This is a genomic window from Microbacterium oleivorans (assembly GCF_013389665.1).
In the GTDB taxonomy this organism is placed as follows: Bacteria; Actinomycetota; Actinomycetes; order Actinomycetales; family Microbacteriaceae; genus Microbacterium; species Microbacterium oleivorans_C.
This window is the reverse complement of record NZ_CP058316.1, coordinates 820,671-836,300: the sequence shown is the minus strand read 5'-3', so window position 1 is coordinate 836,300 and position 15,630 is coordinate 820,671. Positions and strand designations below refer to the sequence as shown.

General features: G+C 71.8%; 15 protein-coding genes. 11 read left to right on the top strand and 4 right to left on the bottom strand.

All coding sequences use genetic code 11. The features are described 5' to 3' along the window. Positions 1-67: 67 nt before the first annotated feature. Positions 68-505, top strand: coding sequence for a 30S ribosome-binding factor RbfA (gene rbfA, locus HW566_RS04155; RefSeq protein ID WP_178010670.1), 438 nt, complete (start codon positions 68-70; stop codon positions 503-505). Positions 506-594: 89 nt separating this feature from the next. Here rbfA and HW566_RS04150 read toward each other — a convergent pair whose 3' ends face one another. After that, complete coding sequence (locus HW566_RS04150; protein WP_178010668.1) at positions 595-1,461, bottom strand: A/G-specific adenine glycosylase; 867 nt, start codon at positions 1,459-1,461, stop codon at positions 595-597. 272 nt (positions 1,462-1,733) lie between these two features. Here HW566_RS04150 and HW566_RS04145 point away from each other — a divergent pair, with 272 nt between their 5' ends. From HW566_RS04145 to HW566_RS04125, 5 genes are all read left to right on the top strand, one after another. Further along, the gene (locus HW566_RS04145) at positions 1,734-2,591 is read left to right on the top strand and encodes an endonuclease domain-containing protein (protein WP_256728858.1); all 858 of its coding nucleotides are present in this window, start codon (positions 1,734-1,736) and stop codon (positions 2,589-2,591) included. Between the two features lie 287 nt (positions 2,592-2,878). After that, the gene (truB, locus tag HW566_RS04140) at positions 2,879-3,790 is read left to right on the top strand and encodes a tRNA pseudouridine(55) synthase TruB (RefSeq protein WP_178010666.1); all 912 of its coding nucleotides are present in this window, start codon (positions 2,879-2,881) and stop codon (positions 3,788-3,790) included. Continuing rightward, the gene (locus tag HW566_RS04135) at positions 3,787-4,155 is read left to right on the top strand and encodes a hypothetical protein (RefSeq protein ID WP_178010665.1); all 369 of its coding nucleotides are present in this window, start codon (positions 3,787-3,789) and stop codon (positions 4,153-4,155) included. Before truB ends, HW566_RS04135 begins: the two co-directional genes overlap by 4 nt. Before the next feature lie 54 nt (positions 4,156-4,209). After that, positions 4,210-4,641 (top strand): hypothetical protein, encoded by a 432-nt coding sequence (locus HW566_RS04130; protein ID WP_178010663.1) that lies wholly within the window; start codon positions 4,210-4,212, stop codon positions 4,639-4,641. Then, complete coding sequence (locus tag HW566_RS04125; protein WP_178014647.1) at positions 4,638-5,609, top strand: bifunctional riboflavin kinase/FAD synthetase; 972 nt, start codon at positions 4,638-4,640, stop codon at positions 5,607-5,609. Before HW566_RS04130 ends, HW566_RS04125 begins: the two co-directional genes overlap by 4 nt. Before the next feature lie 20 nt (positions 5,610-5,629). Here the strand turns inward: HW566_RS04125 and deoC are convergent, their stop codons facing one another. After that, positions 5,630-6,346, bottom strand: a complete 717-nt coding sequence (gene deoC, locus HW566_RS04120) for a deoxyribose-phosphate aldolase (protein WP_178010661.1) — start codon at positions 6,344-6,346, stop codon at positions 5,630-5,632. Between the two features lie 109 nt (positions 6,347-6,455). On the opposite strand from deoC, the gene HW566_RS04115 reads away from it, so the two are divergent. The 3 genes from HW566_RS04115 to HW566_RS04105 all read left to right on the top strand — a co-directional run bounded on the left by HW566_RS04115 (position 6,456) and on the right by HW566_RS04105 (position 10,659). After that, positions 6,456-7,106 (top strand): hypothetical protein, encoded by a 651-nt coding sequence (locus tag HW566_RS04115; protein WP_178010659.1) that lies wholly within the window; start codon positions 6,456-6,458, stop codon positions 7,104-7,106. A gap of 231 nt (positions 7,107-7,337) precedes the next feature. Further along, positions 7,338-9,491, top strand: a complete 2,154-nt coding sequence (locus HW566_RS04110) for a DEAD/DEAH box helicase (RefSeq protein ID WP_178010658.1) — start codon at positions 7,338-7,340, stop codon at positions 9,489-9,491. A 139-nt stretch (positions 9,492-9,630) separates the two neighbouring features. Beyond that, the gene (locus HW566_RS04105; RefSeq protein ID WP_178010656.1) at positions 9,631-10,659 is read left to right on the top strand and encodes a 6-phosphofructokinase; all 1,029 of its coding nucleotides are present in this window, start codon (positions 9,631-9,633) and stop codon (positions 10,657-10,659) included. Positions 10,660-10,710: 51 nt separating this feature from the next. Here the strand turns inward: HW566_RS04105 and HW566_RS04100 are convergent, their stop codons facing one another. Then, positions 10,711-12,102 carry a threonine/serine ThrE exporter family protein gene (locus HW566_RS04100; RefSeq protein ID WP_178010654.1) on the bottom strand — a complete coding sequence of 464 codons (1,392 nt, stop codon included), beginning with the start codon at positions 12,100-12,102 and terminating at the stop codon, positions 10,711-10,713. Between the two features lie 162 nt (positions 12,103-12,264). Between HW566_RS04100 and HW566_RS04095 the strand changes: the two genes are divergently transcribed. Further along, positions 12,265-13,551, top strand: coding sequence for an aspartate kinase (locus HW566_RS04095; RefSeq protein WP_178010652.1), 1,287 nt, complete (start codon positions 12,265-12,267; stop codon positions 13,549-13,551). 77 nt (positions 13,552-13,628) lie between these two features. On the opposite strand, the gene coaBC is transcribed toward HW566_RS04095, so the two are convergent. Further along, the gene (gene coaBC / locus HW566_RS04090; protein ID WP_178010650.1) at positions 13,629-14,837 is read right to left on the bottom strand and encodes a bifunctional phosphopantothenoylcysteine decarboxylase/phosphopantothenate--cysteine ligase CoaBC; all 1,209 of its coding nucleotides are present in this window, start codon (positions 14,835-14,837) and stop codon (positions 13,629-13,631) included. On the opposite strand from coaBC, the gene HW566_RS04085 reads away from it, so the two are divergent. Next, positions 14,836-15,624, top strand: a complete 789-nt coding sequence (locus HW566_RS04085) for an NRDE family protein (RefSeq protein WP_306171785.1) — start codon at positions 14,836-14,838, stop codon at positions 15,622-15,624. The two genes, coaBC and HW566_RS04085, sit on opposite strands and share 2 nt — an antisense overlap. The last annotated feature ends 6 nt before the right edge of the window (positions 15,625-15,630 follow it).

The window sequence follows — 15,630 nt, the reverse complement described above, 5'->3', positions numbered from 1 at the left end:
GCGGCATCCATCGCTTTCGAAACAAGCACGCTCCGCCGCCGCGAGGCGGGGCACAGAAGGAGTACCCATGTCCAGTGAACGTCAGTCCCGCCTGGCCGACCGCATCCGTGTGCTCGTCGCCGAGCGGCTCGAGAAGGGGCTGCGCGATCCTCGCCTCGGGTTCGTGACGATCACCGACGTGCGTGTCACGGGTGACCTGCAGCACGCATCGGTGTTCTACACCGTGTACGGGTCCGACCAGGAGCGCGCCGACTCGGCCGAAGCGCTCCGCGCGGCGACGGGGATGCTGCGCAGCGAGGTGGGTCGCAAGCTCGGGGTTCGGCTGACGCCGACGCTGGAGTTCATCCTCGATGCCCTGCCCGAGAACGCCGGACACATCGAGCACCTCCTCCGGGAGGCGCGCGAACGGGATGCCGCGACGGCGGCGACCGCGACCGGTGCCGACTACGCCGGCGACGCCGACCCCTACGTCAAGCCGCGCGAGCTCGACGACGACGAGGACTGAGTCCCGGCGACAGCGCGTGGAGGGATGTCGCGGTGCGCGGCATCCCTTCGTCGTTCCCGGGTCGCCGGCCCTCGGCTCCGGCGGCCCCGTCAATGCGGGAGGCGGAGCCGCCCGTCGACCGCCTCGACGAGTCCGTCCGCGATGAGCGAGTCGATCGCTCGATCGCGCTGCCGCGGGTCGGGCCAGTCCTCGATGACCTCGGCGGCGGCGACGTCGTGCGTCGTGGTCGTGCGCAGCACCGCGAGGACGGCGCCCCGCGCCTGTCGGTCGCTGCCCTCGTAGCGGGCCTGCTTCGTACGGGTGTCGCCGGTGTCGGGGTAGCCGGCCGCGCGCCACGCACACCGGTCCGACAGGGGGCATGCGTCGCAGCGGGGTGAGCGGGCGGTGCACACCAGCGCGCCGAGCTCCATCGCGGCGGCGTTGACGACAGCAGCCGCGTCGATGTCGTCGGGGAGGATCGCCGCCATCTCGGCGAGATCCCGCTTCGCCGCGGGCCCGGGCTGCGAGCGGGCGGCGACCGCCCGCGCGAGGACGCGTCGCGTGTTGGTGTCGACGACGGGATGCCGGTCGCCGTACGCGAACACCGCGACGGCGCGGGCGGTGTAGTCCCCGATGCCGGTCAGCGCGAGCAGGTCGTCGACGTCGCGCGGGACGACCCCGCCGTGTCGGTCGCGGATCTCGGTGGCTGCTCGGTGGAGCCACAGGGCCCGGCGCGGATAGCCGAGGTTCGCCCACTGCCGCACAGCGTCCGCGGGCGCAGCGCCGGCCAGGTCGGCGGGGGTCGGCCAGCGATCGAGCCAGGCCTCCAGCAGCGGGATGACACGGTTCACGGGCGTCTGCTGCAGCATGAACTCGCTCACCAGGGTGCCCCAGGCCCCGAACCCCTCGCGTCGCCACGGCAGATCCCGGGCGTTGTCGCAGTACCACGCCATCAGCGGGGCGGCGAGGTCGGGCATCCGATCAGCCTACGACGCCGCGGCTCTCGTGGGCGTGGCAGGGCTGCGACGGTCGCGACCTCTCGAGTTGAGGGGCTCTCACATCCCGAGGGGCTTTGCGTGAGGATCGCCCTCGGGATGCGAGATCTCCTCGATTCGCGGCGGGCGGCACCTGAGCCGGCGGCGCAGTCTGGCGTGTGCCCATCTCCTCCCCGCCGAGCGACTGCCGTGCGGCATCCACAGAGCGCGGGCAGCGCGGCCGGGCGATCCGCGGCGCGGGCGAGGTTGATGACGTGAGCAGAGCGAGTGCGCAGGGCGCAGCAGGGGTCGTCGACAGCATCCGGCAGCTCGGGGGAGTCGCGCGCAGCCGCACGGTGCGTGCCGCCGGCGCGACCGAGCACGAGATACGCAACGCCGTGCGGCGCGGTGAGGTGAGGCGCGTACGGAAGGGATGGCTCGCGGTCCCCGACGCCGATCGGATGCTCGTGGCGGCGGCGAAAGCGGGTGTCGTGCTCTCCTGCGTGACGCAGGCCTCCCGGTCGGGTCTGTGGGTGCTGGCAGATCGGGACGAGCCGGTCCATGTCGCCGCACCGCCGCACGCGGGCGGTGTGCGCGTCGCGGGAGCTCGGGTGCATTGGCGCGCTCCGGCGTTGCCCCGCCATCCCGACGCGCTCGTCGATCCGATTGAGAACGTGCTGGTACTCGTGGCCACGTGTCAGCCATGGGAAAGAGCGCTGGTCATCTGGGAGTCGGCGCTGAACCGCGGCTTGGTCGATTCGCGGGCGATGGAGCGATTCGACCTCCCTCCGGCGGCGCGAGCCGTGCTGGGAGCGGCCACTCCGTGGTCGGACTCCGGGCTCGAGACGCTCGTGATCGTGCGCCTGGGCTGGATCGGCGTGCCGATCCGCCCGCAGGTGTGGATCGCCGGACATCGCGTCGACTTCCTCATCGGCGATCGGCTCGTGCTGCAGGTCGACGGCGGCCACCACGTCGGCGCGCAGCGGCGCTCCGACATCGAGCACGACGCCGCGCTCTCGTTGCTCGGGTATCACGTGATCCGCGTCGACTACGTCCAGATCATCGAGCGGTGGCAGGAGGTCAGCGACCTGATTCAGCGCGCCGTCGCGCAGGGCCTGCACCTCGCCAGGTGACGGATCGGGCGCGTTCGGATCGGGCGCGGTCGGATCGGGCGCGGTCGGATCGGGCCGTATCCATGCGAGGAGATATCGGGTACGGAGGGCCGGATCCTGCGATCCGCCCTCGGAATGCGAGTTCTCCGCACGACCGGGCCCCACGCAGCCTCGCCCCCGGCCCCCCGGCCCCCCTGCCCCGGCCCCGCACAGCCTCGCCCCCGGGCCCCGCACAGCCTCGCCCCCGGGCCCCGCAGCCGCGCGCCGCGGAACCTGAGCCGCGGTGCGCGCCACGTAGGCTGGAGGGCATGCCCGAACCCGCCCCCCGCGGCATCCTGCTCGTCGACAAGCCGGGTGGGATGACCAGCCACGATGTGGTCGCCCGTGCCCGTCGGGCGCTCGACACGCGCAAGATCGGTCACGCCGGGACGCTCGATCCGATGGCCACGGGGCTGCTGGTGCTCGGTGTCGGGCCCGCGACGCGCCTGTTGACCTACATCGTGGGGCTCGACAAGACGTACGAGGCCACGATCCGGCTCGGGGTGTCGACCGACTCCGACGATGCCGACGGCGACGAGACGGCTCGGGCCGCAGCGGATGCCGTCGCCGCCGTCACCCGTGACCGCATCGAGGCGGGCGTGGCCGCACTGACGGGCGAGATCGACCAGGTGCCGAGCCGGGTGTCGGCGATCAAGGTCGGCGGGCGACGCGCATACGATCTGGCGCGTGCCGGCGAAGAGGTCGAGCTCACGGCTCGTCGGGTGACGGTGTCGCGCTTCGACGTCCTCGGCGTGCGCCTCGTCGACACGGATGCCGACGGGCCCCTCGTCGACGTGGATGTCGTGGTCGACTGCACCAGCGGAACCTACGTCCGCGCGTTGGCCCGCGATCTCGGCTCGGACCTCGGCGTCGGGGGGCACCTCACCGCGCTCCGCCGCACGCGCATCGGCCCGTTCGGGGTGTCGGATGCGGTGACCGAGCTCGCGCCCGACGTCGAGTTGATGCAGGACGCCACCGTGGCCACGGCCGTGCTCGGCACCTTCGAAGTCACCGCCGATGAGGCGCGCGACCTCCGGCACGGCAAGCGACTGATCGGGGCGGCATCGCGACTGAGCCGTGAGCACCCGGCCGCCATCGATCCGGAGGGCCGCCTGATCGGCATCGTCGAGCGCCGGGGCGAGGACGTGAAGAGCCTGATGAACATGGCGGTCGACGCGTGATCGCGGGCTTCACGATCGTGCAGGTGGCCATCGCGGTCGCCGCCGGGCTCCTGTGCCTCGTCCTCGGCCTGGCGGGCCGACGGCCGAGCGACCTGTCGGTCGGTTCGCTCGCGCTCGTCGAGCTGCTGCTGCTGGCCCAGGTCGTCGTCGCACTGATCGCGCCGTCGGCGGGTAATCCTCCCACCGGGAGCGCGCTGGAGTACGGGGTCTACCTCTTCTCGGCCGTGCTGCTTCCCCCAGCGGCGGTGTTCTGGGCACTGATCGAGCGGAGCCGTTGGAGCACGGTCATCCTGGGCGTCGCGGCGCTGTCGGTGGCGGTCATGGTCTGGCGGATGCAGGTCATCTGGACCGTTCAGGTCGCCTGAAGCCACGCGCGCGGCGCCTATCATTGACAGGTCATGGATCATCCCCGCCCCCCAATGACCGGCATCGGTCGCGTGCTGGTGGTCGTGTACGCCGTGATGGCTCTCGCCGCGACCGGACGCTCGTTCGTGCAGATCGTCGAGGACTTCGCCTTCGCCCCGCTGGCGTACTCGCTGTCGGCCGCGGCTGCTCTCGTCTACGTCCTCGCGACCGTCGCGCTGGTGAAGTCGGGGTCGCGTGCCTGGTACGTCGTCGCGTGGGTCGCGATCTGCTTCGAGCTCGTCGGCGTGCTGGTGGTGGGTACCCTGAGCCTCGTGCTGCCCGAGCTCTTCTCGCACGACGCCACCGTGTGGTCGGGCTACGGATTCGGGTATTTCTGGGTGCCGCTGGCGCTGCCCTTCGTGGGCATCTGGTGGCTCGTCTCGCACCGGAGCGGTCCGCGCGAGAGCGATGACCGCGCCACCGTCCTGGAGGGATCGTCATGGTGACCGTGTTCCGCGACCCGACGGAGGTCCCTGCCGGCTTCGGCCCGAGCGTCGTCGCGATCGGCAAGTTCGACGGCGTCCACTCCGGACACCGGGCCGTGATCGATCGTGCCCGCGTGGATGCCGCCGCCCTCGGGTCGCGCGTGGTGGCAGTGACCTTCGACCGCAACCCGCTGAGCCTGCTGAGGCCGGAGCTGTGCCCCGAGCCGCTCGTGGGGCTCGATCAGAAGATCGGCCTCCTCGCCTCGGCCGGCGTGGACGCGGTGCTCGTGCTGCGTTTCGACGAGGAGCTCGCGGCTCTGCCGGCTCGCGAGTTCGTCGAACGGATCCTCGTGACCTCCCTGGGCGCGGTGACCGTGCTGGTCGGCGACGACTTCCGCTTCGGCCGCGGAGGAGAGGGCGACCCCGCGGTGTTGACCTCGTTGGGTCGCGAGCACGGCTTCGAGGTCGAGGTGGTCGGCGACGTGCGTGCGCGCGATGCGGGCCGACGGGTGTCGTCGACATGGGTGCGCGACCTGCTCGCCGCGGGCGACGTCGAGGGCGCCGCGCGTCTGCTCGGGCGCCCGCACGCCGTCGAAGGAGTGGTCGTCCACGGGCTCAAACGCGGACGCGAGCTCGGCTACCCCACGGCGAACCTCCACGCCGATGCCGATGGCTTCATCCCCGCCGACGGCGTCTACGCCGGCTGGCTCGTCGACCAGGGCCCGTCGGCAGCCGCCGAATCCACGCCGGGGAGCGTCATCCGGTATCCCGCGGCGATCTCGGTGGGGACCAACCCCACCTTCGACGATGTGCCCCAGCGCCAGGTCGAGGCCTACGTGCTCGACGAGACGGGCCTGGATCTGTACGGACACCACGTCGAGGTGCGCTTCACCTCGCGCATCCGCGGCATGGTGGCCTTCGCCGGCATCCCGGCACTGATCGCCCAGATGGACGACGACGTCCTCCGGGTGCGCGAAGCGCTCGCCTGACGGGCGTCCCTGCGCCGGGGTCAGTACGAGGTGGCGTCGACCGCGCCGGTGGCCTCGCCGCCGGCCTCGAGCCGGCGGGCCTCACCGAGGATGGTCGCGCTGCCGCTCGTGCCCAGGCGCGTCGCGCCGGCGTCGAGCATCGCGATCGCGTCCGTGAAGCTGCGGACTCCGCCGGAGGCCTTGACCTGCACGGCGGGGCCGACGTTCTCGCGCATCAGCTGCACGTGGGGGACCGTGGCGCCGCCGCCGGCGAAGCCGGTCGAGGTCTTCACGAAGTCCGCGCCCCCGGCTTCGGTCAGTCGGCTGCCGCGTGCGATCTGCTCGTCGTCGAGCAGGCTCGTCTCGAGGATGACCTTGACGATCCGGCCCTCGGCCGCCGCCACGACCGCACGGACGTCTTCGACGACGGCGTCGTCGAAGCCGGAGCGGAGCGCTCCGATGTTCACGACCATGTCGAACTCCGACGCGCCGTCGGCCCGGGCCTGGCGCACCTCGGCGACCTTGGCTGCCGTCGAGGTCGTGCCGTGGGGGAAGCCGATGACGGTTCCGACCGCCACGCCCGTGCCGCCCAGGCGGGCGACGGCGTGCGGCACGTCCGACGGACGCACGCACACCGAGAACACCGCCCACTCCGCGGCGATGTCCAGCTCCGCGTCGACCTGGGCTCGGGTGAGCTCGGGCTTGAGGATCGCGTGGTCGAGGGTCGCAGCGAGGTCGCGCTCGGAGATCGTGGGCATGTTCTCAGCGTACGCCGTCGTCGTGATCGGACCGGTGCGAGTCGGCGCCCCTCGGATGCTGCCGCGCGGCGCCCACCGCGAGCGGGCGGCCCTCGTTAGGCTGAGTCGTATGACCGCATCGCGCCGCACCGCTCTCCGCCTCGTCCCGGTCGTGGCGGCCGTCGCGCTGCTCGCCACCGGCTGCGCCACGCCGGTCGGCGGCGCCGCCACGCCCGACCCCACGCAGACGAGCGTCACGCCCTCGGCCGAGCCGTCGACGTCGCCCACAGCGGAGCCCGCCGAGACCGAGACGCCGGCGCCGACCGACGAGATAGCCCTCCCCGCCTCGTGCGACGACGTGTTCGTCGGCGATCTGCGGGCCACGCTCGACGCCGAGATCGCGCCGCTGAACGATCCGGGCGTGACGATGTACTCGACCGAGAACGCCGACGCGCTCACGGTCCTCGAGTCGGGCGTTCCGACGCTCCGCTGCACATGGGGTCGGCCCTCCGACCGGGGCATCGCCACGACCGTCGCGATCGTCTCGAGCGAGCAGGCCGCGACCGTCTCCGACGCGTTGAGCGCCGCGGGATTCGAGTCGGAGGAGGCGTCGGACGGGGATTACTTCCGCACCTCGCAGCAGATGCTCTCGATGGACGAGGAACTCGTCGAGCTCGGCGAAACCCACTTCCTGCGGGGCAATGCCTGGATCTCGACGCGATGGATCAACTACGGCCCGTCGTCGTACACCCCGGGCATCGTCTCCGCCCTCTGGGGCTGATCGCCCGCCCGCAGGCGCCCCGATCCGCGTGTTCTCCGGTGGCCGCGCGGTGATGGCGTAGACTGGGTCGCGGGGACATCGTCGAGTTCGACGCCGCTGCTCGCTGAAGCGAGTGCCCGTGGCCTTCCGACGAGATAGCCCTTCGCTCGCGCGACGTTTCGACGCCGGCTCGAGCGGCACCTCGTAGGTTTCCGTCACGACGGAACTCCGGCACTCAGGCTCAGGAGGAGCATGCCGACCATGGCCACCGCCGCAGCGACCGCCAACCGCCGCAGGAAGTCCTCGTCCGCGCGGCGAGACGACGACGCACCGCTGATCCCGATCCTCGCGCGCAAGGTGCGCGAGGTCGAGGCCAAAGCCCAGCGCGGCAAGCTCGGGCCGACCAACCGGGTCAAGTTCCAGGTCATCGCCTTCCTGGTGCGTGAGGAGCGGGCCCGGGTCAAGGCCGACGAATCCGTCTCGAGCGCCGCTCGTGCGGAGTTGCTCAAGCGCCTCGACGGCGTCGCGACGATCCTGGCCAAGACGGCCGCGCGCGACACCTCGCTGATCCAGCTCCTCGAGGTCGACCAGGCGACGTCGCCGGTCGCTCGGCGGATGCGGCGCGACTGGCTCCTCGAGTCGGGGGCGGAGCTGCCCGAGGACGAGCTGATCATCACCGATGCAGCGCCCGTCCAGGCGCCCGTCGTCCCCGGCGCCCTCGCCGAGCGCCAGGTCACCCCGCCGCAGGTGCTCGTCCGGCGGGAGGCGAACCCCTTCCTCGCACCCGACCTCGAGCTGCGGGCACCGCACGCGACGCCGCGTCGCCGTCTCGACGGCTGGGAGCTCATGGGCCCGCTGTACAAGGCGTTCGAGACCGGCGCCGGGGGATCGGCCGCCTCGATGGAGCTGCCACCGGTGCCCGAGTTCGACAGGCTCTCGCCCAAGGGGCTCGAGATCATGCCGCACCAGTCGCGGTTCCTCGAGGCCGTGCGGGACGGACACCGCTCGTTCCTGCTCGCCGACGAGCCGGGCCTCGGCAAGACCGCGCAGTCGGTGCTCGCGGCATCCGTCGCCGGTGCCTACCCGCTGCTGGCGGTCGTCCCCAACGTGGTCAAGATGAACTGGGCGCGCGAGGTCGAACGCTGGACCCCGCAGCGCCGCGCCACCGTCATCTCCGGCGACGGCGACCAGATCGACGCCTTCGCCGACGTGTTCATCGTCAACTACGAGGTGCTCGATCGCCACCTGTCGTGGCTCAGCTCGATCGGCCTGCGGGGCATGGTCGTCGACGAGGCGCACTTCATCAAGAACCTGAGCTCGCAGCGTTCGCGCAACGTGCTGGCGCTGGCGGGGCGGATCCGGGAGCAGGTACGCGACCCGCTGATGCTCGCTCTGACCGGCACCCCGCTGATCAACGACGTCGAGGACTTCGACGCCATCTGGCGCTTCCTCGGCTGGACCAACGGCGAGAAGCCCGGTTCCGCGCTGATGGAGCGTCTGGACGAGACGGGTCTCACCCCCGCCGACAAGGCGTTCTATCCGTCCGCCCGCGACGCCGTCATTTCGATGGGCATCGTCCGCCGTAAGAAGAAGGACGTCGCCGCCGACCTGCCCGACAAGCTCGTCGCTGATCTGCCGGTGCAGCTCGACGACGAGTTCGGCCGCTCGATCCGTCAGGCCGAGCAGGAGCTCGGTGAGCGCCTCGCGTCTCGCTACCGTCGCATCATCGAGGCCCGAGGCGACCGCGTGCGCATCGGCGAGGTCGACGAGGACATCGTGCGGCTCGTCGCATCGCAGGAGCTCGAGGAGTCGAAGGCTGCCGGAACGGGGTCCGAGAACGTGTTCACCATGGTGCGCCGCATCGGTCAGGCGAAGGCCGTGCTCGCGGCGGACTACGCCGCTCAGCTGCAGCGTTCGGTCGGCAAGGTCGTGTTCTTCGCCAAGCACATCGATGTCATGGACGCCGCGGAGGCCCACTTCGCCGCTGCCGGCCTGCGCACGGTATCGCTGCGCGGCGACCAGACCTCGGCCGCCCGTCAGGACGCGATCGACGCGTTCAACAGCGATCCGGATGTCGCGATCGCCGTCTGCTCGCTGACGGCGGCGGGCGTCGGCGTCAACATGCAGGCCGCCTCCAACGTCGTGCTCGCCGAGCTGTCGTGGACGGCCGCCGAGCAGACTCAGGCGATCGATCGCGTGCACCGCATCGGTCAGGGGGAGCCGGTCACCGCGTGGCGGATCATCGCCGCCCACACGATCGACACCAAGATCGCGGAGCTCATCGACTCGAAGCAGGGCCTCGCGGCCCGAGCCCTCGACGGCGAGGCGGTCGACCCGACCTCGAGCGACTCGGTGCAGCTGTCGGCGCTCATGCACCTGCTGCGGCAGTCGATCGGCGCGGCCTGAGCCGGGCCCGGACCGTGACCGCCGGGCGGGCCGGAGTTCTCCCGGTGGCGCTCGCCTGGCAGGGCGCTCGCCGCGGCGATAGTCTCGACCTGAGGCACCGTCGCCGCACCCCACCCGAGCAACAACGAAGGATCTCCCCATGAAGATCGGCATCCTCACGAGCGGCGGCGACTGCCCCGGACTCAACGCTGTCATCCGAGGCGTCGTGCTGAAAGGCACCACCTCGTACAACATCGAGTTCGTCGGCATCCGCGACGGGTGGCGCGGCGTGGTCGACGGCGACTTCTTCCCGCTCACCCGCCACGAGGTCAAGGGCCTGTCGAAGGTCGGCGGAACCATCCTCGGCACCAGCCGCACGAACCCCTACGAGGGCCCGCGGGGCGGCGCCGAGAACATCGCCGCGACGCTCGACAAGCACCGCATCGACGGCATCATCGCGATCGGCGGCGAGGGCACCCTCGCGGCCGCGAACCGGCTCGCGAACGACGGCATCAACGTGCTGGGCGTGCCCAAGACGATCGACAACGACCTGAAGGCGACCGACTACTCGTTCGGCTTCGACACCGCCGTCAACATCGCCACCGACGCGATGGACCGCCTGCGCACGACCGGAGACTCCCACCAGCGGTGCATGGTCGCCGAGGTGATGGGCCGTCACGTGGGATGGATCGCCCTGCACGCCGGCATCGCCGCCGGAGCCCACGTCATCTGCATCCCCGAGGTGCCGATGTCGATCGAGGAGATCACGTCGCAGGTGACCAAGGCCTTCGACCGCGGCCGCGCGCCCCTCGTCGTCGTCTCGGAGGGCTTCAAGCTCACCGGTCAGGACGAGGCGTTCAGCGACAAGGGACTCGACGCGTTCAACCGCCCGCGTCTGGGCGGCATCAGCGAGGTGCTCGCGCCCGAGATCGAGCGGATCACCGGCATCGAGACGCGCGCCACCGTGCTCGGCCACATCCAGCGCGGCGGCTCGCCGTCGGCGTTCGACCGCGTGCTCGCGACCCGGCTGGGCCTCGCGGCCGCGGACGCCATCGTCGACGGCGCCTGGGGGCAGATGGTGTCGCTGAAGGGCACCGACATCGTGCGCGTGTCGTTCGACGAGGCTCTCGGCGAGCTCAACACCGTGCCGCTGTACCGCTACGAAGAGGCCGCCGCCCTCTTCGGCTGATCTGCGGGATCCGGGCACGCCGCCCGGGTGCACGGCGATGCGCGTCGCGTGTCAGCGCACCCGGGCGCGAGCCCGGATCACCGAACCGAGGGACGCCCGCAGCGGCTGGCCGAGGTAGATCCCCAGCGACGCCCCGACCGCGAGCGCGATGCCGATCGTGGCCGCGGCCGCGAGGGTGCTGAACCCGGTGAGAAGCGTGGCGGGACTCTCGCCCGACTCGACCACGCCCAGCAGGCCGCGGAAGACGGCGGCTCCCGGCACCATGGGCAGGATCGCCGCTGTCGTGATGGCGACCGAGGGCACGTGCAGCCGGTAGGCGGCGACGACGCCGATGAGGCTCCCGACGAAGGCGCCGACGCCGCTCGCGGCCGCCGTCTCGAAGCCGACCGACGCGGCGGCCACGTAGCCCGCCCAGGCGACGACGCTGAGCGCGACGCTCACCACGACGATGCGCAGCCCCGCGCCGTTGAAGACGGCGACGGCGAGGGCGATGAGCCCCGCGCCGAGGAACTGCAGAGGCACCGGGCCGAGCGGCAGCGCCTCGGTCGGCGCCTCGAGGCCGAGGCCGATCACCCGCGCGGTCTCGATCCCGGCGAGGATGCCGAGGACGACGCCGAGCGTCTGCGTGACGAGTTCGAGGATGCGGCCCATCGCCGTCAGCGCGAAGCCGTCGATCGCATCCTGCGCGGCGCCGACCACCGTGAGACCGGCGAGCATGAGGACGATCCCCGAGGCCACGATCACGGAGGGGCGCATGCTCAACGCGGCCTCCCACCCCGTCGCCCGCAGCAGCGGTGACGCCGCGGCGACGAGTGTCAGCACGAAGGCGCCCGCGATCTGGCTGAAGAAGAACGGCACGCGCGCCTTGCCGAGGAGGAACTGGGTGAAGGCGGCGGCGCCCGCCGCGAGGAAGGAGAGCAGGATGACCAGCCAGTTCGCGCCGAACATCACCGCGACACCGACGGCCAGCAGCGCCTGCGAGGCCACGACGACGGGCTGGTGGTAGCGGAAGGGGGTGCGACGGATGCCGCGGAACCGCAGGGCGGCGGCATCCAGGGGCAGCCCGGTGCGGATCTCGGCGACGAGCGCCTGCAGGCGCTGCAGTCGAGCGTGGTCGGGCGCCGACCCCCGCACCACCCGCATCAGCGTGATGGGACGATCCTCGCCGCTGCGGTGATGCGCGACGGTGATGGAGTTGTAGGTGACGTCGACGTGCACGGGGTCGAGGCCGTAGACACCCGCGACCCGCACGATCGTCACGGTGACCTCGCTCGCGGGTGAGCCGGCGACCAGCATCGTCTCGCCGGTGCGGATCGCGAGATCGAGCACTCGGACGGCGAAGGCGTCATCGATGACCGGAAGCATCTCCGTCGCCGGGCCCACGGCGCTGTCGGGGGAACGGACGAGTGCGTTCAGCGACGCGAAGAGCGGGCGGCGTGGCATGGGCTCCAGCCTAATTCGGCGGCTTCGCCCCTCCGCGCCGCCGGAGCGGCCCCGTCGTCACATGGCGGTCGACGTATGGGACCCTCCGTAAGATGGGGCGGTGGGCGCGGCATCCGGGCGCCCGAGGCTATCGCGCCGGTTCCGGCATCCGGGAGTACCCACATGGCATTGATCGTGCAGAAGTACGGCGGGTCGTCCGTCGCCGACGCTGAGAGCATCAAGCGGGTCGCCAAGCGCATCGTCGACACCCGCCGCGCCGGGCATGACGTCGTCGTCGCCGTGAGCGCGATGGGCGACACCACCGACGAACTGCTCGAGCTCGCCGGCGAGGTGGCACCCATCCCCGCGCCGCGCGAGCTCGACATGCTGCTCAGCTCGGGCGAGCGCATCTCGATGGCGCTGCTGGCGATGGCCATCCACTCGATGGGCTTCGAGGCGCGTTCGTTCACCGGCAGCCAGGCCGGCATGATCACCGATGCCACCCACGGGGCCGCGCGTATCGTCGATGTCACCCCGGTGCGGCTGCGCGAGGCCCTCGACGAGGGGGCGATCGTCATCGTCGCCGGCTTCCAGGGCTTCAACCGTGACACGCGCGACATCACGACACTCGGTCGAGGCGGCTCCGACACCACCGCGGTCGCGCTCGCCGCCGCGCTGTCGGCGGACGTCTGCGAGATCTACAGCGACGTCGACGGCATCTACACCGCCGACCCCCGAGTCGTCCCCAAGGCGCGCAAGCTCGGCGTGGTCTCGGCCGAGGAGATGCTCGAGCTCGCCGCGAACGGCGCCAAAGTCCTCTACATCCGTGCGGTGGAGTACGCCCGCCGTCACGGTGTCATGATCAACGCCCGGTCGACGTTCAGCTCGGGGTCCGGCACGTTCGTGCTGGGGCCGGGGATGGCGCTGCCCGAAGGCCGAAAGGAAGAAGAGATGGAAGAGCCGATCGTCGCGGGCGTCGCCACCGACCTCAGCCAGGCCAAGATCACCGTCATCGGCGTCCCCGACGTGCCGGGCAAGGCGGCCGAGATCTTCAAGATCGTGGCCAAGTCCGGCGCCAACGTCGACATGATCGTGCAGAACGTCTCGGCGGCGGCGACGGGACGCACCGACATCTCGTTCACCCTGCCCAAGACCGACGCGACGCTCGCCCTGCGCGCGCTCGCCGGCGAGCAGACCGAGGTCGGGTTCGAGAGCCTCGTCCATGACGACCAGATCGGCAAGCTCTCGGTCGTCGGAGCGGGCATGCGCACCCACTCGGGCGTCTCGGCGACGCTGTTCGAGGCGCTGTCGAACGCCGGGGTCAACATCGAGATGATCTCGACCTCCGAGATCCGCATCTCGGTCGTGGTTCGCGGCGACGAGCTGGCCGAAGCGGCCCGTGTCGTCCACACCGCCTACGGACTCGACGGCGACACCGAGGCCGTCGTCTACGCCGGCACCGGTCGCTGACGGCCCGCGCCCGTCGACGTCACCGGATCGACCCCCGACTCCATCGGCCCCCGGCCGACGCGGCCCGGGGGCCGGTGTCAGCGGATGCCGCGCGCAGCGGCGATGGCGTCCCAGACCGCCCCGGCGACCGCGGCCTTCGACCCCGCCGCCTCGGCGACCACGGAGCCCGCGGCACCGATCACGGCCACGGTGTTCTCGCCCGGGCCGAAGCCGGAGTCCCACCCGACCTCGTTGACCACGAGGAGGTCGACGCCCTTGCGCTCGCGTTTGCGCCGCGCGCGCTCGATCACGTCGTCATCGGCCGTCTCGGCTGCGAAGCCCACGATCGTCTGACCCTCTCGGCGCCGCGCGGCGAGCCCGGCGAGGATGTCGTCGTTGGGCACGAGAGCGATCGACGCGAGCGGCCCGTCCTCCTTGCGCAGCTTGCGATCGGACACCGCCGCGGGTCGATAGTCGGCGACCGCGGCGACCATCACCACGACATCGGCATCGGCTGCCGCGTCGGTCATCGCGCCGCCGAGCTGCGCTGCGGTCTCGACCCGCATCGTCGAGACGGCGGGCAGGGCGGAGACCTCGTCCAGCACGCCGTCGTCGATCGATGCAGCCACGAGGACCACCGTCGCTCCCCGCTGCGCGGCCTCGCGGGCGATCTCGGCACCCTGGCGGCCGCTGGAGCGGTTGCCGAGGAAGCGCACGGGGTCGAGCGGCTCGCGGGTGCCCCCGGTCGACACGACGACCGTCAACCCGGCCAGGTCGCCCGTCCGGCGAACGTGCGCGAGGGCCACCGCGACGATCTCGTCCGGTTCCGACATCCGCCCCGGCCCGCTGTCTCCGCCGGTCAACGGTCCGTCCGCCGGCCCGACGATGTGCACGCCCCGCCGGCGCAGGGTCGCCATGTTCGCCGTCGTGGCCGGATGCCGCCACATCTCGGTATGCATCGCGGGGGCCACGACGACCGGTGCGGTGGTCGCCAGCAGCGTGGTGCCCAGCAGATCGGCGGCGAGTCCGGCGGCCATCGCCGCGAGGGTGTTCGCGGTGGCGGGGGCGACGATGACGAGGTCTGCGCTCTGCCCGAGGGCGACGTGCCGCACCTGGGCGACGTCGTCGTGCACCGAGGTGGTGACGGGGTTGCGACTGATGGCCTCCCAGGTGGTGAGACCGATGAAGCGCAGCGAGTCCTCGGTCGGGATGACGTGGACGTCGTGTCCCTCGCGCACGAGGAGCCGCACCAGGTGAACGCTCTTGTAGGCGGCGATGCCACCGGTGACCCCGACTACGATGAACATGCCCCGATCCTCCCACGGCCCCCGGTCGGGAGCCGCGCACGAGCATCGGGAGCCGAGAGCGGGAACCATCATGTGCACCGTCGTCGTCCAGGTGCCCGCCGACCCGTCGCACCCGGTGCGCCTCCTCGCCGTGCGCGACGAGGATCCGGCCCGGGCCTGGGATCCGCTCGGCCCGTGGTGGCCCGAGACCCACCCGGACGTGCTCGGCGTCCGCGATCGTCGAGCCGGCGGAGCCTGGCTCGCGGCCGACCCCCGGGCCCGGCGCCTCGCCGTGATCCTGAACCGCGCCGATGTGCTCCCCGACGACGCCCCCGCGGTGTCGCGCGGCCGGATCGTCCTGGACGCCGTGGCGGGCGCCTCGCCCACGGGCGCCCCCGCCACCCACGGTTTCAACCTCGTCGAGGCCACCCCCGGCGGAGTCCGCGTGTCGATGTGGGATGCCGCGAGCCTGCGCACCGTCGACCTCGAGCCGGGCACGCACATGATCGCCCACGACGACGTCGACGATCCCCGCACCGCACGCATCCGACGCTGGCTCGGGGCGTTCGCCGCCGCCGCTCCCGACCTCGAAGGGTCGGACGGCCTGCAGCCCTGGCTGGACGTCCTCCAGGACACCGCCGCGACGCCGCCGACCGACGATGCCGCGATCATCCGCGACAACCGGCCCTACGGCATCCCGACGCTGTCGCTGCTGGTGTGCACCGCCTCGATCGGCCCGGCCGGCGTCGAGCTCGCATACGGTGCGCTCGAGGTGCCGGGGGAGTGGAACCGTCCCGTCCTGGCATGAATCGCG